This window comes from Microtetraspora malaysiensis (assembly GCF_050947145.1).
In the GTDB taxonomy this organism is placed as follows: domain Bacteria; phylum Actinomycetota; class Actinomycetes; order Streptosporangiales; family Streptosporangiaceae; genus Microtetraspora_A; species Microtetraspora_A malaysiensis.
Window position 1 is genome coordinate 7,530,171 of the sequence record NZ_CP191998.1, and the last position, 23,332, is coordinate 7,553,502.

The following is a 23,332-nucleotide window of genomic DNA, read 5'->3' on the forward strand; positions in this document are numbered from 1 at the left end:
CCCGGGTCTGCGGGCAGCTTTCCCGCCGCGATCAGCTCGCGCCACCACCAACCGACAGGCTCACCCGTCCGGCTGGTGCGCGCGCCTGGCGATCAGCGCCTCGATGCCGTCGAGCAGGAGGTCGAGGCCGAACCGGAAGTCGCCGTCCTCGATCCAGTCTTCGGATTCCCTGAGCATCCCGGAGCCCATCATGGCCGACAGTGCCGGGTACGTCTGGGGGTCGAGCACCTCGGCGAGCACCTCGCCGTAGTCGGCGGCCCTTGATCTGGCGTTGGACGTCCGCGCGCTGGTCGACCGCCGAGCGGCGGGCCACGCGCAGGTTGCGGAGCGCCTCGATCCGGCCATCGCGCTGCTTGGGGGTGCCGGTCCGGTCCCCGGCCAGGGCGGCCTTGGCCGCGGCGATGGCGTCGATCGGGTCGGACTTGCCCTGGAAGCGGCGGGTCTTTCGGTTGGGCCGGTCGACCTCGACCACCTCGACGTGCTCGTCTCGCAGCAGGCGCGCGAGCCCGGCTCCGTAGGCGCCGGTGCCCTCGACACCGACCCGCACCAGCCATCCGAAGAAACGCATCCAGGCCAGCAGGGCGGCATAGCCGGCTGGGTCGGCCGGGAAGCATTCGGTGCCCAGTACGCGCCCTACTTGGTCGATCACGGCTGCGGTGTGGGTGTCTTGGTGGGTGTCGACTCCACCGGCGACTTCGATGATCGTCGGGTCTTGGGGTGTAATGGGGGTCATCGCCGTCCTGTTCACATTGGCTGGGGGCAGGGACGGCACGCACCAGCCGGGCGGACGGACGGACGGACAAGACAGTGATGGGGCCTCTGGCCAGGCTCCTGAAGTCACCCCGCCACGTCCGGTGAGTGCAGGTGAGCGTCTCCCGGTCGAGGCCGACAAATCGCGTTGAAGACCCGGGGTCAGTCAGAGGCTGGGTCAGACCCCACCGGGAGACGCTCACCTACATCATCACTGTCAGTGGCCGATCGAAGGCGGGGCCAGCCACAACCGATCGCCGGTCCACGAGGGGCGCCCGTCGACTCAGGCTGGGTCGCGTCGCCGAGCAGCCCGGCGTTTTCTCGCCGCTCCTGCAGTGGAATCATGATCATCGATCGGAGCGATCTACTGGCCAGCCCTCGAGGCCGCCATGACGCCCAGTATGGCCGCGTGGCTGGCCGAGTCAGGCCGGCGTGGCCACGGGGGCCCCGGCGGTCGTCTCCCGCACGAGCAGCCGTGCGGACAACGGGACCAACGCGACACCCATCAGAGCGAACATCATGATCCCGGACACGGCGTCGGGCGCCACGAAGTCGGCTGCCAGTGCCGCCACCAGCGTCACTGCCGCCCACCGCGGTGCCAGCCGCGTCCGCCAGAGGGCGACGACGAGGATGAGGGTGCCCACGACGGTCGCCAGCAGCACCGGAACGATGAGCACGGCGAAGGGCGGTGCCGCAAACATCGCCGCGGCGATCTCGGCCGCACCTGCCCGGTCCGGGTGGTGGGCGAGCGGGTACTGGGCCATCACGTAGGCGACGGGACCGATGTGGAGCGCCCACCCCAGCGCCGCGAGGACCGTCGCAGCGACGACGAGCCGCGAGCCCTGGGCGCGGAAGAGCCCGATGAGCCCGAACAGGCCACCGGCGAAGCACAGGAACGAGATGACGAGCAGCACGTTCGCACCCATCCAGCGGGCGGGCTGCGCCTCGATCAGGGCGAGTTGGGCGGCGGCGTCGGCGGACGCCGGCAGGAGGATCGTGCCGGCCAGGCCGGTGACGGCGGCGGTGAGCAGTGCGACGGCGGTGCTTCGGCGTGACATGTGGACCTCCGGGGGAGCACTGGTTGGTGCCGCCGACCCTAGGGACGGCCGGCGTCAGAATCGTCGGAGGTCACGCCGAGCCGCATACGAGCCTGCTCGTATGCGGCTACCTCCCCGGGTCGATGCCGCACGGGGCAGCGCGCCGTTATGGTTCGTGCCATGACCGACAACGGCGCCGACGCCCTGGCGCAGTGGCTGAGGGCCCGGCCGCGGCTCGTGGACTTCACGGTGGCCGCCGTCCTCGTCGCGCTCGGTGCCGGGCAGGTGATGGCCGGGGACGGCGCCGCGACGGCGCTGATCGCCTCGGTCGCCATGACGGCGCCCGTCGTGTGGCGGCGCCGACGGCCCCTGCTGGCCGTCCTGATCGGGTGGTCGGCCCTCTTCGTCCAGGAGGGCCTGGGCGCGGACATCACGAGCCAGGGCTATGCGGCCGTGATCGCGCTCATACTCACCGTCTACTCGGTCGCCGCCTACGCCCCGCTCCGCCGGGCGCTCGTCGGCCTGGTCGCGGCCCTGGCCCTGGTGTGGGGCTCGATCCCGTTCGCCGCGTCACAGACAGTGGCCGACTTCGCGTTCACCGGGCTGATCACGCTCGCGCCCTGGCTCGCGGGCCGCACCATCCGGGACCGACAGCTGCGCATCACCGAGCTGCGACGCCTGGCCCGCGAGCTGGAGCACGAGCGGGAGGAACGGGCCCGTGAGGCGAGGGATGCAGAGCGCTCCCGCATCGCCCGGGAGATGCACGACGTGCTCGCACACACTGTCAGCGTGGTGGTGGTCCAGCTCGGCGCGGTTGAGCACATCGTGGAGTCCGATCCGGGCACGGCACGCTCAGTGGTCGCCTCGGTGCGCACCATCGCGAAGTCCGCGCTCGCCGAGCTGCGGTTCCTGCTGGGCCTCGATGGCGTTCCCGCGGCCGGGCCTCGTCCTTCCCTGGCCCTGCTCGGCGACCTAGCCGACGACATGCGTGCCGCCGGCGTGCCGGTTGAGCTGACAGTCAGAGGTTCGGTCGGCGGGCTGCCGTCGGCGGTCGACCTGGCCGCCTACCGGATCGTTCAGGAGTCCCTCACGAACGTCATGCGCCACGCCACGGGCGCACCCACCCGTGCCCTCGTGGTGGTGGATGAAGATGCCGTGCGTCTCACGGTCGAGGACGACGGCGCTACCCGGCCCGCGTCGCGGGTACACCTGCCCGGGGCGCCCGAGCGGGCCGGTTATGGCCTGATCGGGATGGCGGAGCGGGCCCGGCTGTGCGGGGGCGACTTTGAGGCCGGGCCCCGGCCGGGCGGAGGCTTCCGCGTTCGGGCGTGGCTGCCCCTGGTGCCGGCCGTGAGCGTGGCATGATCCGGATCCTGCTGGCCGACGACCAGTCGCTCGTGCGTGCCGGGTTCCGGCTCATTCTCGAGGCCGAGGAAGATCTCGAGGTCGTGGGCGAGACCGCCGACGGGCGGCAGGCGGTCGCCGCCGCCCGCGAGCTCCGACCGGACCTCGTGCTCATGGACATCCGGATGCCTGTGCTCGACGGGATCGGCGCGACGCGTGAGCTGGCAAGGGCCAGCGCCACGGCCAAGGTCCTGGTACTCACCACCTTCGACAACGATGCCCTCGTCCACGACGCGCTGCGCGCCGGCGCGAGCGGGTTTCTTCTCAAGGACGTGGACCCTCCCGACCTCGTCCAGGCCTGCCGGACCGTCGTCCGTGATGAGGCGCTGCTCGCGCCGGCCATCACCCGGAGGCTCATTGAACGGTTCCTCGCCACCCCGCCGCCGGGCCGCCCGCCGGCTGCGTTCTCCATGCTGACGGCGCGCGAGCTCGAGGTGTTCACGCTGATGGCTCGGGGTCTGAACAACCAGGAGGTCGCCAACCGGCTGGTGATCTCCGCCACGACCGTCCGGACGCATATCACCCGCATACTCGCCAAGCTCGGCCTGCGTGACCGGGTGCACGCCGTAGTCCTCGGCTATGAGTCCGGGCTGGTTCGTCCCGGCGAGGGTGCCTGAGCAGATCCAGGTCGGCAGCCACACGTGCAGTCGCCGGCCCTCGTAGGAGATCGTCTGGCCGGTCCACACCGGCCAGAAGAACACCGCCGCCGCGACAGCAAGTCCCACGACGCTCCCACAGCACCCACGCCGCCGGGTTGAGGCGGGTGTCGCCGTCGTCGCTAACGAACAGCGCCAGGCGGGAGGGTGCACATCACCGGGGAGCGGTCGCGGACATGGCCGAGGGCGCCGGAGGCGGCGGTGGTCTTACATTCCACAGCACCGGCAGTCGCACTCGGTTTTCGGCCGGCCCAGCCAGCCGCGTCCCTGCCTGCATAGGCAATACACATAGTTGGCGGCTGAGGGCGCGTTCGAGAGAGAACCACCTACGGGCATCAACGAACAGCCTCTCGGCGAGCATCTCGTAGACCGACGCCATCTCGTTGGCGTTGCTGCACCCAGACCCGACACGCCCAAGTCGCCCGGCAGGGTTCAGAGCGTGACCGGGCCGTACACAGCGGCATCGGCCCCGACCGTCATGGCCCAGTAGCGGTCGCCGTAGGACCAGTGCCACCACTCGGTCGGATAGTTGACCAGCCCGACGGCCTCCAGTGCGGCCCCGAGGATCTTGCGGTTCTGCCGGGCGTCGTCGCCGATCCCGGGCGCGTCGGTGTAGCAGGCGCCGCCGCTCTGCTCGGGGTTGTCGTTCACCGCGGTGCCCATGTCGAGTTCGACGCCGTCGTCGCCGCACAGCGTGAGATCCACCGCCGCGCCGGCGGTGTGCGGCGCGACCTCGATCGGCGAAACGTACCGGCTGGCGGCGCTGTGCAGCTCCTCGGGCGACATTTCGGGAAACGCCGCCCGGAGCTCGTCCTTGTAGTCCTCGAAGTACGTGCGCTGCAACGCGGGCGGGCGATATCCCTCCACGACCACGATGTGGTACCCGGCCGGCAGCAGGGCCTGCGCGTCCTCAAGCCGGGCCAGCACCCCTTCCCGCAGGTGCGCGTACGCCCCGGCGTCATCGGCGAGACGACCGTCCACGCGGAGCCTGCCTCGGACGTCGTGGAGCGGCTCGCCGCACTCCTCGACGGGCAGGGAGGTCACGCGGGGGTCGGAGATGAGGACGATGTCAGACATGACCAAAAACCTACCCTGCTCTTGCCGACGCGTGGGCTGAGCGGACCCGAGGGCTGCCGCAGGCGATCAGACCGTGGACGAGAAGACCTGCTCCCGCGCCTGATCCAGCGCCGCGACCAGGGCGCCCCGCAGGATGGGGTCGCCCTCGACCTGGGTGACCGCGACCTTGGGGCGGCTCGGGCAGATCCGGGCCACCGCCTCTTCCACCCGGCGGGCCAGCTCCCAGCCCCCGGCCCGCCCGATGTCGCCGCTGAGGACGACCAGCCCGGGGTCGAGCACCACCGCCACCGCCGCCACCCCCACCGCGAGCCGCCGGGCCAGATCCTCCAGGAAGCCGGAGTTGCCCGTGGCGACGGCCGTCCGGACGAGGTCGGTGACGGGCGCGGCGGCGAGGCCGTGCCCGGCCGCGATCTCGGCCAGGGCCGTGTTCCCGACCAGCCGCTGGAACGAGCCGGACTGGGGGTCCGTGACGTCCGCCGGCAGCGGCTCACCGGGGACGGGAAGCCAGCCGAGCTCGCCCGCGCCGCCGGAGATGCCCCGATGAAGCCGCCCGCCCAGCATCACGCCGAGCCCCTGACCGACGCCGGTCCACAGGATGACGAAGTCGTCCACACCTTTGGCGACGCCGTACGCCTGCTCGGCGAGGGCGACCAGGTTGACGTCGTTCTCGATGACCACCGACCCGCCGAGCTCGGCCCGCAGCCCGGCGAGGACGCCGACGTGCCAGGCGGGCAGGTCGAAGGAGTAGCGCACGTCACCGGTCGCCGGGTCGACCACGCCGCGCGTGCCTATCACGAAGGACCGCAGCCGGGCCATGTCCACACTCGCCGTGGCGCAGGCGCGGAGCACGGCATTGCGCACGATGCCCACCGGATCGGCGGCCTCGCTGGGGTCGACGGTCACCTCGGCCACCACCGTCCCCGCGATGTCCGCGACGAGGGCGGTGACGCTGTCCGGCACCACTTCCAGAGCCGCCACGTACGCGCTGGTCGGGTCGACGGCGTACAGCGCCGCGTTGGGGCCGCGGCCGCCCGGCCGCTCGCCCGCCATGGTCACCAGACCCCGTTCCTCCAGCCGCGCCAGCAGCTGGCCCGAGGTGACCCTGGAGAGCCCGGTCAGCTCACCCAGCTCGCCCCTGGTCAGCGGGCCGTGCGCGACGAGCAGTTCCAGCGCGGCCCGGTCGTTCATCTGGCGCAGCAGCCGGGGTGTTCCCGGTCGTAGTGACACCGGCCGCGTCTCCTCTCGTCACGATCCGCTAACGGCATGTTTTTTTAATAAAGTTTATTGTTAGTTTAGCCCCAGCCGCCCCGGAGGCAAGCGATCAGGCCACGGGACGCGCCAACCGAGCGCCACCCCGACGTGAAGCCGGGAAGGGAGAAACCCAACGTGAAGTTCGTGAAGATCACGGCCGCCACCACCGCGACCGCCGCTTTGGCCCTGGGTCTCGCCGCTTGCAGCAGCGAGGACAAGCCCGCGACGCAGCAGACCGCCGCCGCGTCCGACGCCGCGTCCGGCCCCAAGTACGCCGGGCAGACCCTCACCGTGTGGCGCCTCGGCGCTCCCACTGAGGTCTCCGACAAGTACATGGCCGACCTGGGCGCCAAGTTCAAGGAGGTCACCGGCGCGGAGGCCAAGGTCCAGTACATCCCGTGGCCCGACGCCCAGAAGAAGTGGACCGCCGCGCTCGCCGGCGGTGAGGGCCCGGACGTCACCGAGTTCGGCAACGACCAGGTCGCCGCGTGGGTGCAGCAGGAGGCGCTCGCCGACATCACCGACCTGACCAAGGGCGACTCGGACCTGCAGCAGATCCCGCAGAACCTGTGGAGCTACGAGACCATCGACGGCAAGATCTACGCGGCGCCCTGGGGCGGCGGCACCCGGGCTGTGCTGTACCGCAAGGACTGGTTCGACAAGCTCGGCATCTCCGTGCCGACGAACTGGGACGAGCTGGTCTCCGCGGCCAAGAAGATCGTCGAGAAGCAGGGCAAGGACGTGGACGGCTTCGCCTTCAACGGCGGGTCGGACGCCAACATGTCACTCTCGCCGTTCGTCTGGTCGGCCGGCGGCGACTTCGCCGCCTTCGAGGGCGGCAAGTGGGTCGGCAAGCTGACCGAGCCCGCCTTCAAGGAGGGCTTCCAGTTCTACACGGACCTGGTCGCCAAGGACGGCGTCTCCGGCAAGGGCCGCCTGACCCAGAACTCCGTCGACATCTCCCAGCGCTTCGCCGCGGGCAAGGTCGGCATGTACGTCACCGGCGGTTGGGACATCGCCGCCATCAAGGAGCAGAGCAAGGGCAAGATCGACGAGTCGAAGATGGCGTTCTTCTCGCTCCCCGCGAAGGACGGCAGCGGCCCGGCCCCGGCCTTCCAGGGCGGCAACGACATCGCCATCTGGAAGGACGCCAAGAACCCCGAGCTGGCCGCCGAGTATCTGAAGCTCGCCGCGGGCAAGGAGTTCGGCGTCCGGTACGCCAAGGAGGGCGGCCTGCTCCCGCTCTACCCGGACGCGCTCGCCGAGCTGGGCAGCGACCCGGCGCAGAAGCCGTTCACCGACACCTTCAAGGTCGCCAAGGGCTTCCCCGCCAGCCCCAACTGGGCTGAGGCCAACGACACCAAGGCGGTGCTGCAGAACGCGGCCCGCTCCGTGATCGACGGCAAGAAGAGCGTCGACCAGGCTCTGGCGGACGCCAACACCGAGCTCGAGACGATTCTCAACCAGTAACGCCATGACGACTCACACGTCGACAGCGTCCCGGGGCGGAGGGAACTCCTCCGCCTCGGCGCGGCGCCCGCGACAGTCACCGCACAGATCCAGCGGGCTCCCCGACTGGGTCGTTCCGTACGTCCTGCTCCTGCCCGGTCTCCTGGTCATCGCGGCGCTGCTGCTCTACCCGCTGTACCAGATAATCGACATGTCCTTCCACAAGGTCGGACTGGCGCAGATCAAAGCGATCAACCCGCGCCCCGCGGAGTTCGTGGGGGTGGACAACTACACCCACATCTTCGAGTCCGACCTGTTCTGGCCGTCGCTGCGTAACACCATCCTGTTCGCCGCCGTCACGGTCGCCCTGACGCTGATCCTCGGAACGCTCGTCGGCCTGCTGCTCAACAAGCTCGGCAAGAAGATGTCGATGCTCGTCATCGTCGGCATCATGGCCGCCTGGGCGACCCCGCCCACCGCGCAGAGCGTGGTCTGGAAGTGGATATTCGACTCGGACTCCGGCGTGGTGAACTGGTCGCTGAACCTGGTCCCCACCTGGCTGTCCGAGCTGGTCTTCGGGGTCTCCGACTGGAGCGGGCACCCCTGGTTCAACAGCACGCTCACCATCTACTTCGTGTTCGTCATCATGGTGGTCTGGGGGGCCTTCCCGTTCATCGCGGTGTCGGTCCTGGCCGGTCTGAAGAGCATCCCCAGCGAGCTGTACGAGGCCGCCCAGATGGACGGCTCCGGCCCCTTCACCACGTTCCGGAAGGTCACCTTCCCGCTGCTCAAGCCGGTGTTCTCGGTTCTGATGGTGCTGTCCATCATCTGGGACTTCAAGGTCTTCACCCAGCTCTACCTGTTGGGTGGCGGCACCGTGAACCGGGACGCGTTCAATCTCTCCCTGTGGAGCTACGCCGAGGCGTTCAGCAACCCGCCGAAGATGGGCATCGGCGCCGCGATCGCCGTCGTGCTGACGGCCATCCTGTTGGTGATCACCTTCGTGTACGTCCGGCAGATCGTGAAGACGGAGGACGACATCCGATGAACGACGGTCTGACCCGCAAGCGTCTCGGGCGCGCCGCGCTCAACGGAGCCGGGATCGTCGTGTTCCTGTTCGCGGTGTTCCCCGTCTACTGGATGATCTCCACCGCGTTCAAACCGAACGACCAGATCTTCACCACCGAGTTCATCCCGTTCCCCAGCCCGCCGTCGCTCGACCACATCTCCCGGGTGTTCACCAAGGGCGTCGCCGGGCACTCGATCTGGCAGTACCTGCTGAACAGCGCGATCGTGGCGGTCAGCGCCGTCGCGCTCGGCGCGGCCTTCGCGCTGCTCGCCGCGACCGCGGTGGCCAGGTTCAGGTTCCGGTTCCGCACCTCGTTCCTGATCCTGCTGCTGATCGTGCAGATGGTGCCCGCCGAGGCCCTGCTGATCTCGCTGTTCACCATGGTGAAGCGGCTCGGCATGTACGACCAGCTCATCGGCTTGGTCGTGATCAACGTCGGGCTCACCCTGCCCTTCTCCGTCTGGATGCTGCGCACGTTCGTCGCCGCGGTGCCCAAGGAGGTGGAGGAGGCGGCCTGGATCGACGGCGCCAGCCGGTTCTCGACCTTCTGGCGGGTGCTGTTCCCGCTGGTGGCTCCCGGCCTGGTCGCGACCAGCATCTTCTCGTTCATCACCACGTGGAACGAGTTCGCCTACGCGTTGACGCTGATCAACGACCAGGGCAAGTACACGATGCCGGTCGCCCTGCAGTTCTTCGTCGGCCAGCGCTCGACGGACTGGGGCGGCATCATGGCCGCCTCGACGCTGATGACCATCCCGGTCCTCATCTTCTTCCTCCTGGTGCAGCGGCGCATGGTCTCCGGACTCGTCGCGGGCGCCGTCAAGGGCTGAACCCGCCCTTCACCACCGCGCGCTGAACCAGCAGCGACATTCACACCATCTCGTACGGCTCCGGCACACCGCGGGAGCCGTACCACGACAGTCATGGAGCCGAAGACAGCCATGTCCGACTTCTCCGCGAGCATCGGCAACCGGGGGCTATACCGTCTCGCGGCCGGCACGCTGCTCGTCGCCTTCCCCGGCACGACCGCCCCGGACTGGGTCCTCCACGAACTGGAGAACGGCCTCGGCGGTGTCACCCTTTTCGGATTCAACGTGGAGAGCCCCGAGCAGCTCTCCCGCCTCACCGCGCAGCTCGGCGGAGCGGGCCACCCGGTGATCTCGCTCGACGAGGAGGGAGGCGACGTCACCCGCATCGCGTACCACACCGGCAGCCCGTACCCGGGCAACGCGGCGCTGGGCGCGGTCGACGACGTCGAACTCACCGAGCGGGTCTACCGCTCGATCGCGGCGGACCTGGCCAGGTCCGGCGTCAACCTCGACATGGGCCCGGTGGCCGACGTGAACTCCGCGGACGACAACCCGGTGATCGGCACCAGGTCCTTCGGCGCGTCCACCGAGCTGGTCTCCCGGCACACCGTGGCCGCCGTACGCGGGCTGCAGGCGCTCGGGATCGCGGCCTGCGTCAAGCACTTCCCCGGGCACGGCGCCACCCGGCAGGACTCCCACCTGGAGATCCCGCGGGTGGACGTTCCGCGCGACCTCCTCTGGGAGCGCGAGCTGGCGCCCTTCCGCGCCGCCATCGAAGCGGACACCAAGTCGATCATGACGGCGCACGTGGCGGTCCCCCACCTCACCGGTACGGCTCCCGCCACGCTCTCCCCCGCCGCGCTGACCACGCTGCTGCGCGGGGAGATGGGCTACGACGGCGTCGTGATCTCCGACGCCCTCGACATGCACGCGATCTCCAAGAGCGTCGGACTCGGCGGCGGCGCCGTGCTCTCCCTGGCCGCGGGCGCCGACCTGCTCTGCCTCGGACCGCTCCCGACACAGCAGGAGATCCACGGCCTCCTGGACGAGATCATCCGGGCCGTGGACGACGGCCGGCTGCCGCTCGCCCGCCTTGAGGAGGCCGCCGACCGCGTCGCGCGACTGCGCGAGTGGTTCGCGCTCGCGCGCGACGAGGCGGCGGAGAGCGACATCATCGGCCTGGACGCCGCCCGCCGCGCCGTCACCCTCTCCGGATCGCCGGCACCCCTGGTGGATCCGTTCGTGATCGAGGTGGATACCCCGCCGACGATCGCGGTCGGCGACGTCCCGTGGGGCGTCGCGCCGTGGCTGCCCGAGGCCGAGATCGTCCGGATCAAGCCGGACGCGGCTCAGCCCGCCGAGCTGCTCGGCCGCGCCAAGGGCCGCTCGCTGGTCATCGTGGTCAAGGACGCGCACCGGTACCCCCTCAGCCGCGACCTCGTGTCCACCCTCCTCGCCGAACGCCCCGACGGGGTGGTGGTCGAGATGGGGCTGCCCGTCTGGCGACCCCGGGCGGCGGCGTACATCGCGACCTACGGAGCCGCGCGGGCCAACGCCCAGGCGGCCGTGGAGCTGCTCACGGTCTAGCTCCAGGAACAGCATGGACGCCCGGCTCGCGTGCACCCGCGCGGCCGGGCGTTCGCCGTACCCGGACGCGCTAAGAAGCGAAGATCTCCTCGCGGGCCTGTTCGAGCGCGGCCAGGACGGCGCCGCGGAGCACCGGGTTGCCCTCGACCTCGGTGGTGGCCACCTTGGGGCGGATCAGGCAGATCCGCGCGACCGCCTCCTCCACCCGCGTGGTCAGCTCCGTGCCTCCCGCCCGGCCGACCTCTCCGGCGAGGACCACCAGCCCCGGGTCGAGCACCACGCACACCGACGCGACGCCGAGGGCCAGCCGGGAGGCGATCTCGTCCAGCAGCGGCGCGCCGGGCTCCCCGGCCTCCACCGCCACCGTCACGCACTCGGCCGCGCTGCCGCCGACGAACCCGTACTCGCGAGCCAGCTCGATCACCGCCTCGGAGCTGACCAGGGACTGCAGGCCGCCGGCGAGCGAGGGCAGTCGCCCGGGCGTCGCCTTCACGGTCTCGGCCAGCGGCACGCCGGGCACGGGGAGGTAGCCGATCTCGCCCGCGCTCCCGGTCCGGCCGCGGTGCAACCGGCCGCCGAGGACGACGGCGAGGCCGATGCCGCGGCCCACCCAGACAAGCACGAAGTCCTCGTCGTTCCGGGCCGCCCCGTTGGCACGTTCCGCGACCGCCACGAGGTTGACGTCGTTCTCTATGGTGACCTCGCGGCGCAGGTCGCGGGCCAGCGCCGCGTGGATGCCCTCGTGCCAGTGCGGCAGGTCGAAGGAGAACCGCACGTCGCCACTCCGCGGGTCCACCACGCCGGGTGTGCCGATCACGACGCCACGCAGCCGCGACAGCGCCACCTTGGCCGACCGGCACGCCTTGACGACGGCGCTGTGGACCGCGGAGACCGGGTCCTCGTGGTCGCCGGGCTCCACGGTCACCTGGGCGACCACCTTGCCGTTGATGTCGGCGATCGCCGCCGCGACCCGCCGCGGGCCCACGTCCAGCCCCGCGACGTACCCGCAGGAGGGGACCACGCCGTACAGCGCGGCGCTGGGGCCCCTGTTGCCCGCCTGCTCGCCGACGACCTCGACGAGGCCGCGCTCCTCCAGCCGGGCGAGCGTCTGCGACGCGGTGACCTTGGACAGCCCGGTCAGCTCGCCGATCTGGCCCCTGGTGAGCGGGCCCGAGGCGAGGAGCAGTTCGAGCGCGGCCCGATCGTTGATCTCCCGTAGCAGCCTCGGGACGCCGGGACGTCGCTCCACCGTCCTACTTTCCATGCTCGCCCCCGAAAATCCGTTAGGTGCGCCCGCGACCAATCAGCAAAGTTTCCTGCCAGCTTAGCGATCAGGCAATCCCCCCGCATCGGACGGAAACCCTGAGACCTCGCTATTGCCCTCCCGATCAAGAAGTACGAGGATCGCTCATGTCTTCGGCAGAGGAGAGCGCATGGCCGGACAGGTCACCGAAAATCGCGACACCCCCATCGTGGACCGGCTCACTCCCCGGGCCGCGACCCCCGTCGCCATCGCCCTGGGCGTCCTGCTGCTCAGCGACGTGCTGCGGGTCTTCCTGCCCTCCCTGATCACCCTGTACGGCAGGGCCGGCGAGACCCCACCGGAACAGATGGGACTCTTCGCCGCGCTGTGGTTCGCGCTGCCCTTCGCCGCGGCACCGGTCGCGCGTCTCACGGGCGTCCGCCCGATCCTGCTCTTCGGCGCCGTCGCCCTGGTCGCGGCCCGGATCGGCCTCCAGACGACCGACGGCGGCGACCCGCAGCTCTACCTCTCCGCGATCGGCGTGTGCGCCGGCCTGCTCTTCCTGTACGGCGCCGCCCGCACGGCCGCGCGCGACGCCGCCCCCGTCGGCATCGCGGCCGGGCTCGCGGCCTCCACCGTCGTCCACCTGCTGCTCGACCGGATGGACCTGGTCTGGCGGGACGGCCCGCTCCCCTGGATCGCCGTACTCACCTTCTGCGCCGCCTTCCTGGCCGCCGTCCTCACGTCCGTACGGCTCCCGCACCGGCCGGGCGACCTCGCCCCCGCAGCCGTGTGGCTCCTCGCCGGTCCGGCCCTGATGCTCACCGGCATGTTCTCCGGCGGCCCCGGATTCCTCGAACTCGGCCAGGACTGGGCCGCGCTCTTGTCCTTCGACGTGGCGCTGCGCGTCGTGCTGGTGTGCTGGGGCGTCGTGTGCGCCCGGACGGCCCCGTGGAGCGGCTGGGCCGGGCTCATCCTGATCGTCGCGGTGTCCGCCCAGGCCACCGACCTGGCGGGCGGCCTCGTCATCGTCACGCCGGTCGTCCTGGGCGCCTGCCTCGGCCAGGCCGCGCGCGGCGACCTCCCCACCGGCCGTCCACCCAGGAACGGAGCGGCCGTCCTCGGCGGCATGGCGGTGTTCCTCGTCGGCACATTCCTCTACTACGCGGCCTACGACACGAACCTCGGCTTCCCCAACGTGGTGATCCCGATCGCCGCCGCGGTCCTGGTCGCGGTGACGGGCACGCGGATCTCCCGGCGCCGCCCCGCCGTACCGGCCGGGCGGCCGGCGATGCGGTGGCTCGCGTTCGCCCTGCCGCTGGCCCTGGTCGCCGGGGTGCTCGCCTGGCGGCCCGCCCCCGGCACGCGGGCGGCGGACGGGCCCGAGTTCACCCTGATCACCTACAACATCCGCATGGGGTTCGGCCTGAAGGGACGGCTCGACCTGGACCGGATCGCCGACTGGGCCCGCGCGCAGCGCCCGGACGTGGTGCTGCTCAGCGAGGTGGACCGGGGCTGGATGCTCAACGGCGGGCACGACGACCTGGCCAGGATCGCCGCGGGCCTCGGCATGCGCTACTACTTCGCCCCCGCGGCCGACCCGCTCTGGGGCGACGCGCTGCTGACGAACCTGCCGGTCCGGCAGATCGTCTCGCACCCCCTGGGCCGGCACGACTACCCGACCGGAGCCCAGGCCCAGGCGATCGTGCTCACCGTCGGCGGCACGGAGGTCGGCATCGTCAACACCCACCTGCAGGCCCCGCCCGGGCAGGCACCGGAGGCGGCCGCGATCGTCCGCGCCCTCGCGCAGCCGAGAGGCGGTACGGCACGGCCGGTGCTCCTCGCCGGCGACCTCAACACCACGCCGGACGATCCGGCGATGCGGGCCCTCACGGCCGCCGGGCTCTCCGACCCGCTGCTCGCGCTCGGCGACCCGCCCACGTCGCCCGCCGACGCGCCCACCGAGCGCATCGACCACGTGCTCCTCTCCCCCGGGCTGCGGGCGGTCGAGGCCCGGGTGCCGCGGGTCCCGTTCTCCGACCATCTCCCGATCGTCGTACGGCTCCGCCTGGAGTGAGGGCGTACGGCCCGAGGGCGGCGTCGAACCAGTCCCAACCAGGCGGGATAATCGACTACATGCGACTTTCTGCCCGTGTCGACTACGCCCTCCGTGCCGCCGCCGAGCTCGCCGCCGCGGGCGAGGGACCCACAACCGTGGGCGAGCTCGCCAAGGGTCAGGAGATGCCCCCGAAATATCTGGAGAACATCCTGCTCCAGATGCGCCGCGCGGGGCTGGTCCGCGGTCAGCGCGGCCCGGAAGGCGGCTACGTCCTGGCCCGGCCGGCCGACCAGATCTCGCTCGCCGACGTGATCAGGGCGGTGGACGGCCCGCTGGCCAACGTCCGCGGCGAGCGCCCCGAGCACGTGGGGTACACCGGCGCGGCCGAGGCGCTCCAGCGTGTGTGGATCGCGTTGCGGGCCAGCGAGCGCGCCATTCTGGAAGAGGTCAATCTGGAGCAGATCGCCAAGGGCGAGCTGCCCCAGAAGGTCACCGACCTGGCCGCCGACCCGTCCGCGTGGAATTCACACACGCCGGTCTGAGATGCCCGAGGGCGACGCGGTCTATCGGGCCGCCAAGCGGCTGCGCGGGGCGCTCGACGGCCGGACGCTCACCCGATCGGACTTCCGGGTGCCCCGGCACGCCACCGCCGACCTGCGCGGCCGCACCGTCCTGGAAACCGTCTCCCGAGGCAAGCACCTGCTCACCCGTGTGGAGGGCGGCCTCACGATCCACACGCACCTGCGCATGGACGGCGCCTGGCGGATCTCCCCCGCCGGGCGGCCTGCCCCTCGCGGCGACGTCGTACGGCTGATCCTCGCCAACGTCGAATGGCAGGCCGTCGGCACCAAGCTGGGCGTGGTCGACCTGCTGCCCCGGGACAAGGAGGACCTGGTCGTCGGCCATCTGGGGCCCGATCTCCTCGGCCCCGACTGGGACGCGGCGACGGCTGTGCGGAATCTCCATGAGGCGCCGGAGACCACCATCGGGGAGGCGCTGCTCGACCAACGAAACCTGGCGGGGATCGGCACCATCTGGCGAGCCGAGATGCTCTTCCTCGCGCGTCTGTCGCCGTGGCGGACGGTCGGGTCGCTGTCGGCGGACGAACTCGAAAACGTGGTGACGCTCGCCCATCAGATCATGGACGCGAGCAAAGACGCTCCGGCCCCGGTCACCACCGGCGACTCCCGGCCAGGGCGGGCATTCTTCGTTTATGGCAGGGCACACCGCCCCTGCCGGCGTTGCGGTAACCCGGTCAGCAGTGGAGAACTCGGGCCGCGGTCGTACGAACGGTTGATCTACTGGTGCCGCGCCTGTCAGGCAGACTAGGCGGCGACCATGTCCTTGACCTCGGGAAAGCCGTCGAACTCGGGGCCGGGCAGGCCACCGGGGACGGTCTCCGGAATCGGCAGCCGCTCGTGCTCGGGCACGTCGGCCAGCACCGGCGCATGCTGCAGCTCGGCCAGCGCGAACTGGTCGGAAACCTCACGAAGCACCTGGGACAGCGGGACACCGAGAGCACCGCAGATCGAGGCGAGCAGTTCCGAGGACGCCTCCTTCTGGCCGCGCTCCACCTCGGACAGGTAACCGAGTGAGACACGCGCCAAAGTGGACACCTCGCGCAGGGTGCGGTTCTGCCGCACCCGCAGCCGCCGCAGCACATCACCGAGCAGCTGACGCAGCAGGACCATCTGTCGCTCCCTCCCGAGCGCAGGCGTCTTCACGGCGCTCCGCGCGGTCACCTCGTATCGCTCGTTCTTCGAACGCCCTTCGTACACAGTCCTCGCCGTCATCATTGGTTCGTTCGGCCCTTTCCCCGGCCGTTTCCCGGACTTGCTCCTCGCCGATGGCTCACGGACCTCACTCACAGCTCCACCGTACCCGTATCGAGCGACACCGCGGCAGACCGTGGCGAGCATGTTCGCTGGTGACGTAACGCGGTAATCACCCCGATTGTTCCCCCAAATTTGCTTCTAGCACACCTCTCAGGAGCTCCAAGGCCTCCTGGGCGGTGGCTTTGCGGATGCTCTCGCGCGACCCGCTCAACACCATGTTCCGATGCCAGACCCGACCGTCCGGGCCGCAGAGCGCGGCGTAGACAGTGCCGACATCCTTGCCGTCCTGCATGTCCGGACCGGCCACCCCGGTCACCGCCAGGCCGTAGTCGGCCCCGGTGACGTCGCGGACCCCCTTGGCCATCGCGACGGCGACGTCGGGATGCACGGCCCCCTCCCGCTCAAGCAGGTCGGCCGGAACCCCCAGCAGCTTCGTCTTCAACTCGGTCGCGTACGCGATCACGCCGCCGCGAAAAGCGGCCGAGGCGCCCATGGGGTCGGTCAGCCCGGCCCCGAGCAGGCCGCCCGTCAAAGACTCAGCCACCGCGACGGTGGCCCCCTGCCTGACCAGCAGCGACAGGATGTGCGCTGCGGCTGAACCCCTCACGCGGCCCGCGACCTCCTCGCCACCTGACGCAACCGGACCGCCCGGACCACATAGTCGACACCCGTGCCGATCGTGACAGCCAACGCGAGTCCCATGGACAGCCACCGCAGCAGGTCGGGCGCCTGCGGGAGGATGTAGAACGCGATCGCCACGATCTGCAGGACGGTCTTTACCTTCCCGCCGTAGCTGGCCGGTATCACGCCGTGCCGGATGACGATGAACCGGAGCAGGGTCACCCCCGCCTCCCTGCTGATGATCACAATGGTGACCCACCAGGGCAGCTCGCCGAGCAGCGACAAGCTCACCAGCGCGGCCCCGATCAGCGCCTTGTCGGCGATGGGGTCCGCGATCTTCCCGAAGTCGGTGATCAGGCCGTACCGGCGGGCCAGCCAGCCGTCGAGCTGATCGGTGAGCGAGGCGATGAGGAAGACCCCGAGGGCGGCGAACCGCCAACCCTCCCCCTCCATGAAGAGGAACGCCGTGAAGACCGGCACGATCGCCAGTCGCACGATGGTCAGGGCGTTCGCGATGTTCCAGGTGCTGACCAGGCGAGCGGGAGCCTCCGCCGGCTCGGCGAGGCGCGGCGCCGGCGGTTCCGGGATGATCTCCGGCGAACTCGCGGCGGTCATCGAAGGCTCGCTGCGCTCGGTCATGGACCGGCCTTGATCCGGGCGATCAGGTCAACCCCCTCCGAGTCGACGGCGACGGCGGGGACGATCTGCCCGGGCACCAGGCCGATGCCCTGGACGGTGACCGAACCGTCCACCTCCGGCCCCTGATGAGCCGCCCGTCCCTCGTAGCCTCCGTCGCCCAGATCCTCCTCGATGAGGACCTCGAGGTCGGTGCCGATGCGCTCCTCCGCCCGCTGAGCGACGAGCTCCTCGGCCAGCTCGGACAGGATGGCGACCCGCTCGTCCACGACCTCCTGGTCGAGCTTGCCGTCGAAGGACGCCGCCTCCGTGCCCTCCTCGTCTGAGTAGCCGAAGACGCCGATCACGTCGAGCCTGGCCTCCTGGAGGAAGGCCACCAGCTCGTCGAAGTGCTCCTGGGTCTCCCCCGGGAAGCCCACGATGAAGTTGGAGCGCACACCCGCCTCGGGGGTCCGCTCGCGGATCTGCTCCAGCAGGTCCAGGAAACGCCGGGGGTCGCCGAACCGCCGCATCCGCCGCAGCACCGGCCCGCTCGCGTGCTGGAACGACAGGTCGAAGTACGGCGCCACGCCTTCGGTGGAGGCGATCACGTCCAGCAGGCCGGGCCGCACCTCGGCCGGCTGCAGGTAGCTGACCCGGACCCGCTCGATGCCGTCGGTCGCCGCCAGCCGCGGCAGCAGCGCCTCCAGCGCCCGCAGGTCGCCCAGGTCCTTGCCGTAGGACGTGGAGTTCTCGCTGACCAGCACCAGCTCCTTGACGCCCTGCTCGGCCAGCCAGCCCGCTTCCGCCAGCAGATCCTCAGGGCTCCTGGAGACGTACGCGCCGCGGAAGGCCGGGATGGCGCAGAAACTGCACCGCCGGTCGCAGCCGGAGGCGAGCTTCAGCGAGGCGACGGGACCGCCGGTCAGCCGCTTGCGCAGCGTGCGGGGGCCGCTGGCCGGGGCCAGGCCCTCCGGCAGGTCACCGCCGTGGCCGGGGATCTGGGCCCGCGCGGCCTGCCGCTCGACCGGAGAGATCGGCAGCAGCAGCCGCCGGTCGCGCGGCGTGTGCGGCTTGAGCGCCCGGCCGGCCACCACGTCGTCCAGCCGCTCCCCGATCGAGGTGTAGTCGTCGAAGGAGATCACCGCGGCCGCCTCGGGGAGCGCCTCGGCGAGTTGCTCGCCGTAACGCTCCGCCATGCAGCCGGCCGCCACCACCTTGGCACCGGAGTCGGCCGCCGCGAGCAGCGTGTCGATCGAGTCCTTCTTCGCCGAATCAATGAAGCCACAGGTGTTCACGACGATGACGTCCGGCGCGTCATCGCCCATCTGCCAGCCTGCGGCTTCGAGACGCGCGGCCAGCTCTTCCGAGTCCACCTCGTTGCGCGCGCAACCCAAGGTGACCAGCGATACGGTTCGGCGAGAAGACATGATGAAACTACGGTATCGGGAGTCGGGCCCTAGCGGGGACCCGGGACTCCCGGCCCGTAGGTGCGCCGCAGCATCTGCCCTCCCTTGCCCGGGGTGCCGAGGTCCTTGCCGTTCACTTCAAGATGGAAGGCACCGGCGTCGCCGAAGACGACTTTTACCTGGTCACGCGCCTTCCAGGTGGACGTCTTGCCCTTCGGGACAGTGCCCTGGAAGAGCTGGCGGCCCGCGCCGTCCCTGACATTGATCCAGGACGACCTCTTGGCGGTGACCTTGAGCACGACCATGTCGTTCTCCGGTTTGGCCGGGGCGTGCCGCGCCTCGGGCGCCCGCCGGGTGTGCGCCGCCGTCTCCTGGACCGCGTCCCCACCGCCGCCGAGCAGCCGGACGATGCCGAAGATCAGGGCGAGGGCCACGGCGACCGCCAGCGCCATCGTCCATCCGGACGCCCTGCGTGCCCGGGCCCCGAGGGAGCGGCCGGCCTTGAACACGCTCGACGCGCGCACCGACATGACGGACCCGCCGCGCAACTCGTCGTACTGCCTGACCGTCTCGTCGGGGTCGAGCCCGACCGCCCTGGAGATCGCGCGCAAGTGCCCCCGCGCGTAAAAGTCGCCTCCACAGAGCGAGAAGTCGTCCCGCTCAATGCCCTCGATCACGGTCTCGCGTATGCGCGTGCGCTGGCTGAGTTGACCGATCGTCAACCCCATGCGCTCCCGCGCCTCCGCCAGAGCTTCGCCTATGGTCATAGTTTCCGCCCCCCGAAACGACTACGCCGGAACCATCACCCGTCATCGACGGCGCGTAGTTGATCCCATTCAATCAGTAGTTGATCCGAGACGGCCCAGTACGAGCACTCCATATCGTAATATTCCGACTACTCTCCGCGCAGATCGGCGAGCAGTCCCGGCAGGTCATCTGGCTTGACGAGGACCTCGCGCGCCTTGGACCCCTCGCTCGGACCGACGACGTTGCGGCTCTCCAGCAGGTCCATCAACCGGCCCGCCTTGGCGAACCCGACCCGCAGCTTGCGCTGCAGCATCGACGTGGAGCCGAACTGGGTCGAGACGATCAGCTCCGCCGCCTGGATCAGCAGGTCGAGGTCGTCGCCGATCTCCTCGTCGATCTCGCGCTTGGCCGAGGCCGGGGCGGCCACGTCCTCGCGGTACTCGACCTGCATCTGCGACTTGCAGTGCTCGACGACGTCGGCGATCTCCTTCTCGGAGACGAACGCGTTCTGCAGGCGCATGGGCTTGCTCGCGCCCATCGGCAGGAACAGCGCGTCGCCCTGCCCGACCAGCTTCTCCGCGCCCGGCTGGTCGAGGATGACCCGGGAGTCGGCGAGCGAGGAGGTCGCGAACGCGAGCCGGGACGGCACATTGGCCTTGATCAGGCCGGTGACGACGTCCACGGACGGCCGCTGCGTGGCGATCACCAGGTGGATGCCCGCGGCGCGGGCGAGCTGGGTGATGCGGACGATCGAGTCCTCCACGTCACGCGGCGCGACCATCATCAGGTCGGCGAGCTCGTCGACGATCACCAGAAGATAGGGGTAGGGCTGGTAGACGCGCTCGCTGCCGGGCGGCGGGATGAGCTTGCCCGCGCGTACGGCCTTGTTGAAGTCGTCCACGTGCCGGAAGCCGCTGGCCGCGAGGTCGTCGTAGCGCCGGTCCATCTCGCCGACGACCCATTCGAGGGCCTCGGCGGCCTTCTTCGGGTTGGTGATGATCGGCGTGATGAGGTGCGGGATGCCCTCATAGGAGGACAGCTCCACCCGCTTGGGGTCGACGAGCACCATCCGGACCTCGTCCGGGGTGGACCGCATCAGGATCGAGGTGATCAGGCCGTTGATGCAGGTCGACTTGCCCGCGCCGGTGGCGCCCGCAATGAGGATGTGCGGCATCTTGGCGAGGTTCGCCACTATGGTGCGGCCCTCGACGTCCTTACCGAGGCCCACGATCATCGGGTGGTGGTCCGCTTGGGCCACCTGGGAGCGCAGCACGTCGCCGAGCGAGACGAGGTCCTTGTCGGTGTTGGGGATCTCCACGCCGATCGCCGACTTGCCGGGGATCGGGGACAGGATTCTGACATCGGCGGACTTGACGGCGTAGGCGATGTTCTTGGTGAGCGCCGTGACCTTCTCGACCTTGACCGCCGGGCCCAGCTCGATCTCGTACCGGGTGACGGTCGGCCCCCGGGTGAACCCGATCACCTGTGCATCGATGCTGAACTGCTCCAGCACGCTGCTCAGCGCGTTGACCACGATCGTGTTGGCCTTCGTCTGCGGCTTGGGCGCCGACCCCGTCCGCATCATCTGCGTGTCCGGCAGCGTGTACGGCCCGGCCTGCGGCGAGAGAACGAGCTGCTCGACCTTGCGCGGCGCCGGGGTCGGCTCCGGCGGCGGGGAGGGCGCCTTGGCCGAAGCCGCGGCGGTCTCCGCCTCGTCGTCGACCAGCCCGGGGACGATCTCCGGCGCGTGGTCCGCGCGCCGTCCCTCGTCCTCCGACAGCACCGGGGTGTCGTACGGCTTGACGTTGTCGCCGACCTCAGTCTCGCCGTCGGGCGTCCCCGGCTTCTTCCGTACGCGCTTGGGACGCTGTGACTTGGACCGGTCGCCGGAGGAGCCCCGCCCGGCCGAGTCCGGGCGCTGGAAGAGCATGTGCCGGATCTCGGCGAGGCGCTCAGGGACCCGGTGGACCGGGGTGGCCGTGATGACCAGGACGCCGAAGCCCGACAGCATCAGCAGCAACGGGATCGTGATGAACGCGGGCAGGATGCTCGACGGCGGGGCCGAGACGAGGAAGCCCAGCATCCCCCCGGCCTCCGAGATCTTGTCCATGCCGTCGTTCGGCCCGCCCGAGGGGTACGGCGTGCCGTGCGTCACGTGGACGACCCCGAGGATGCCGGTCAGCAGCGCCGCCCAGCCGATGCCCATCCGGCCGGTCTCCGCGTTCTGGTCGGGGTGGCGCAGGAAGCGCCAGGCGAGCAGCCCGAGCAGGAACGGCACCGACCAGGTGAGCGCGCCGACGGTGCCGTGGATGACGGCGTCGACCACCGCGGCGACGCCGGTCTTGGTGTCCCGCCAGGTCATCGCGGCCACCACGATCGCGCCGGCGAGCACCGAGAGGCCGAGGCCGTCGCGGCGGTGCGCCGGATCGAGGTCGCGGGCGCCCTGCCCGAGAGCGCGTACGGCGCTACCCATGCCGTTGGCGATCACGGACCAGACGCCGATGACCAGCTTGCCGATCATGAGGAAGACCCAGCTCACCGGGTCCTGGCCGGTCGCGACCTGACGAGAGCGGGCCGAGCGGGACCCGGAGCCGGACGGGCGGGAACCCGACCCGGACCGGCCGCGGGACCCCGACGGCGTCCGCTTGGCGGCGGCCGGGCGGGACCCGGTCCGCGGCGTGGGACGTTTCCCTGAACCGTTGCCGGACGTACGGGTGGCCATGATGTCAAAGTTACCTGCGCGACTCGGCCGAGATCTCGGAGGCACGCCGAAGGGAGCTCCAGCCGGTCAGCTCTCCACGGTGCGGCCGCCGAGCCAGGCGTAGTCGGGGTCGGCGACGTCGAGCCCGGGCAACTCGGCCGCGTAGACCTCCGCGTCGTCGCACGGGTGGTAGCCGAGGGCCCGTCCCGGCTCCAGGTCGAGCCACCCCCTGGTGTTGGCCGACACGCCCCACACCAGCGCGTAGGTCAGGTCCGGTGCCGTCAGGCAGGCGTGGGCCAGCCGCACCATGTCGCCCGGGCTGAGCCACGTGGACAGGGCTCGGGCGTCGGGCGGACGGGGCTCGAAGGAGCCGATGCGCAGGCAGGCCACGCGCATGCCGTACCGGTCGGCGTAGTACCGCCCCAGGGCCTCGCCGTACGCCTTGGAGACGCCGTAGAGCGAGTCGGGCTGGACGGGCGTGTCGGCCGGGGCGCACTCCTGGCGCGGCGTGAACCCGGCGGCGTGGTTGCTGCTGGCGAAGACGATCCGTTCCACGCCCGCGAGCCGCGCCGCCTCGAAGACCCGGTACGTCCCCTCGATATTGGCGTCGAGCACGCTGTCGAAGGACGCGGCCGTCGAGGGGTCGCCCGCCAGGTGGACGACGGCGCGCACGCCCTCCATGGCACGGGTGAGCGTCGCGGGGTCGGTGATGTCACCGACGACCTGCTCGACGCCGGCATCCTCGATCGGGGCCCGGTCAGTGAGGCGCAGACGATGCCCGAGCGCGGGCAGTCCCCCGCGCAGACAGGCACCGATGCGACCCGCGGCGCCCGTGATGAGCGTGATCATGTACCGACCCTAGTCGCCGGCACGGCGAAGCTGGGAGCTCGATCGCAGAGTGCGGCTGCCGGTGGTCGCGGGACCGGTCGGGCGGCCGACTGGTGATGCCCGCCCCGGCCGCGCCTCAGGCCGGCGGGGTTGTCCACAGGACGATGACACCGGTCACCTTGTCA

21 protein-coding genes and 1 pseudogene are annotated in these 23,332 nt (G+C 70.7%); 9 read left to right on the plus strand and 13 right to left on the minus strand.

Annotated features, from left to right (window positions below; genetic code table 11):
- Window positions 1-60 precede the first annotated feature (60 nt).
- The 3 genes and pseudogenes from ACQP1V_RS35190 to ACQP1V_RS35200 all read right to left on the minus strand — a co-directional run bounded on the left by ACQP1V_RS35190 (window position 61) and on the right by ACQP1V_RS35200 (window position 1,808).
- A complete protein-coding gene (locus tag ACQP1V_RS35190) occupies window positions 61-228 on the minus strand; it encodes a TetR/AcrR family transcriptional regulator C-terminal domain-containing protein (RefSeq protein WP_387413601.1) in 168 nt (55 codons plus the stop codon).
- 91 nt (window positions 229-319) lie between these two features.
- Window positions 320-733, minus strand: a pseudogene (locus tag ACQP1V_RS35195) (IS110 family transposase); the annotation flags it as partial.
- A 439-nt stretch (window positions 734-1,172) separates the two neighbouring features.
- A complete protein-coding gene (locus ACQP1V_RS35200) occupies window positions 1,173-1,808 on the minus strand; it encodes a DUF4386 family protein (RefSeq protein WP_433414726.1) in 636 nt (211 codons plus the stop codon).
- Window positions 1,809-1,967: 159 nt separating this feature from the next.
- Here ACQP1V_RS35200 and ACQP1V_RS35205 point away from each other — a divergent pair, with 159 nt between their 5' ends.
- Window positions 1,968-3,152 carry a sensor histidine kinase gene (locus ACQP1V_RS35205; RefSeq protein ID WP_433414728.1) on the plus strand — a complete coding sequence of 395 codons (1,185 nt, stop codon included), beginning with the start codon at window positions 1,968-1,970 and terminating at the stop codon, window positions 3,150-3,152.
- Entirely contained in the window at window positions 3,149-3,808 is a 660-nt protein-coding gene (locus tag ACQP1V_RS35210) for a response regulator (RefSeq protein WP_433414730.1), read from the plus strand. The genes ACQP1V_RS35205 and ACQP1V_RS35210 overlap by 4 nt, the downstream gene beginning before the upstream one ends.
- 471 nt (window positions 3,809-4,279) lie before the next feature.
- On the opposite strand, the gene ACQP1V_RS35215 is transcribed toward ACQP1V_RS35210, so the two are convergent.
- Both ACQP1V_RS35215 and ACQP1V_RS35220 read right to left on the minus strand, forming a co-directional pair.
- Window positions 4,280-4,924 carry a M15 family metallopeptidase gene (locus tag ACQP1V_RS35215; protein ID WP_433414732.1) on the minus strand — a complete coding sequence of 215 codons (645 nt, stop codon included), beginning with the start codon at window positions 4,922-4,924 and terminating at the stop codon, window positions 4,280-4,282.
- A 66-nt stretch (window positions 4,925-4,990) separates the two neighbouring features.
- The gene (locus ACQP1V_RS35220; protein ID WP_433414734.1) at window positions 4,991-6,151 is read right to left on the minus strand and encodes an ROK family protein; all 1,161 of its coding nucleotides are present in this window, start codon (window positions 6,149-6,151) and stop codon (window positions 4,991-4,993) included.
- Window positions 6,152-6,310: 159 nt separating this feature from the next.
- Here ACQP1V_RS35220 and ACQP1V_RS35225 point away from each other — a divergent pair, with 159 nt between their 5' ends.
- The 4 genes from ACQP1V_RS35225 (at window position 6,311) to ACQP1V_RS35240 (ending at window position 11,089) form a co-directional block, all read left to right on the plus strand.
- Window positions 6,311-7,645 (plus strand): sugar ABC transporter substrate-binding protein, encoded by a 1,335-nt coding sequence (locus tag ACQP1V_RS35225; RefSeq protein WP_433414735.1) that lies wholly within the window; start codon window positions 6,311-6,313, stop codon window positions 7,643-7,645.
- A 4-nt stretch (window positions 7,646-7,649) separates the two neighbouring features.
- Entirely contained in the window at window positions 7,650-8,672 is a 1,023-nt protein-coding gene (locus ACQP1V_RS35230; RefSeq protein ID WP_433414737.1) for a carbohydrate ABC transporter permease, read from the plus strand.
- Window positions 8,669-9,523 carry a carbohydrate ABC transporter permease gene (locus ACQP1V_RS35235; RefSeq protein ID WP_387413587.1) on the plus strand — a complete coding sequence of 285 codons (855 nt, stop codon included), beginning with the start codon at window positions 8,669-8,671 and terminating at the stop codon, window positions 9,521-9,523. Before ACQP1V_RS35230 ends, ACQP1V_RS35235 begins: the two co-directional genes overlap by 4 nt.
- A 93-nt stretch (window positions 9,524-9,616) precedes the next feature.
- A complete protein-coding gene (locus ACQP1V_RS35240; protein WP_433414740.1) occupies window positions 9,617-11,089 on the plus strand; it encodes a glycoside hydrolase family 3 protein in 1,473 nt (490 codons plus the stop codon).
- Window positions 11,090-11,159: 70 nt separating this feature from the next.
- Here ACQP1V_RS35240 and ACQP1V_RS35245 read toward each other — a convergent pair whose 3' ends face one another.
- Window positions 11,160-12,338 (minus strand): ROK family transcriptional regulator, encoded by a 1,179-nt coding sequence (locus ACQP1V_RS35245; RefSeq protein ID WP_387413585.1) that lies wholly within the window; start codon window positions 12,336-12,338, stop codon window positions 11,160-11,162.
- Window positions 12,339-12,522: 184 nt separating this feature from the next.
- On the opposite strand from ACQP1V_RS35245, the gene ACQP1V_RS35250 reads away from it, so the two are divergent.
- The 3 genes from ACQP1V_RS35250 to ACQP1V_RS35260 are packed head-to-tail and all read left to right on the plus strand — an operon-like array spanning window position 12,523 to window position 15,720.
- Window positions 12,523-14,409 carry an endonuclease/exonuclease/phosphatase family protein gene (locus ACQP1V_RS35250; RefSeq protein WP_433414742.1) on the plus strand — a complete coding sequence of 629 codons (1,887 nt, stop codon included), beginning with the start codon at window positions 12,523-12,525 and terminating at the stop codon, window positions 14,407-14,409.
- 59 nt (window positions 14,410-14,468) lie between these two features.
- Window positions 14,469-14,933: an RrF2 family transcriptional regulator gene (locus ACQP1V_RS35255; protein WP_067132790.1), complete on the plus strand. Its 465-nt coding sequence runs from the start codon at window positions 14,469-14,471 to the stop codon at window positions 14,931-14,933.
- Window position 14,934: 1 nt separating this feature from the next.
- Entirely contained in the window at window positions 14,935-15,720 is a 786-nt protein-coding gene (locus tag ACQP1V_RS35260) for an Fpg/Nei family DNA glycosylase (protein WP_433414744.1), read from the plus strand.
- On the opposite strand, the gene ACQP1V_RS35265 is transcribed toward ACQP1V_RS35260, so the two are convergent.
- The 7 genes from ACQP1V_RS35265 to ACQP1V_RS35295 form a co-directional block, all read right to left on the minus strand.
- Window positions 15,717-16,082, minus strand: a complete 366-nt coding sequence (locus tag ACQP1V_RS35265; protein ID WP_061257752.1) for a helix-turn-helix domain-containing protein — start codon at window positions 16,080-16,082, stop codon at window positions 15,717-15,719. The two genes, ACQP1V_RS35260 and ACQP1V_RS35265, sit on opposite strands and share 4 nt — an antisense overlap.
- A 253-nt stretch (window positions 16,083-16,335) precedes the next feature.
- Entirely contained in the window at window positions 16,336-16,833 is a 498-nt protein-coding gene (locus ACQP1V_RS35270) for a CinA family protein (RefSeq protein WP_433414746.1), read from the minus strand.
- The gene (gene pgsA / locus ACQP1V_RS35275) at window positions 16,830-17,486 is read right to left on the minus strand and encodes a CDP-diacylglycerol--glycerol-3-phosphate 3-phosphatidyltransferase (RefSeq protein ID WP_433414748.1); all 657 of its coding nucleotides are present in this window, start codon (window positions 17,484-17,486) and stop codon (window positions 16,830-16,832) included. Before pgsA ends, ACQP1V_RS35270 begins: the two co-directional genes overlap by 4 nt.
- A complete protein-coding gene (gene rimO / locus ACQP1V_RS35280; protein ID WP_067132799.1) occupies window positions 17,483-18,892 on the minus strand; it encodes a 30S ribosomal protein S12 methylthiotransferase RimO in 1,410 nt (469 codons plus the stop codon). Before rimO ends, pgsA begins: the two co-directional genes overlap by 4 nt.
- Before the next feature lie 29 nt (window positions 18,893-18,921).
- Window positions 18,922-19,638 (minus strand): helix-turn-helix domain-containing protein, encoded by a 717-nt coding sequence (locus ACQP1V_RS35285; RefSeq protein ID WP_433414750.1) that lies wholly within the window; start codon window positions 19,636-19,638, stop codon window positions 18,922-18,924.
- 128 nt (window positions 19,639-19,766) lie between these two features.
- Window positions 19,767-22,340, minus strand: a complete 2,574-nt coding sequence (locus ACQP1V_RS35290; protein WP_433414752.1) for a DNA translocase FtsK — start codon at window positions 22,338-22,340, stop codon at window positions 19,767-19,769.
- Window positions 22,341-22,406: 66 nt separating this feature from the next.
- Window positions 22,407-23,168 (minus strand): NAD-dependent epimerase/dehydratase family protein, encoded by a 762-nt coding sequence (locus ACQP1V_RS35295; protein ID WP_433414754.1) that lies wholly within the window; start codon window positions 23,166-23,168, stop codon window positions 22,407-22,409.
- Between the last annotated feature and the right edge of the window lie 164 nt (window positions 23,169-23,332).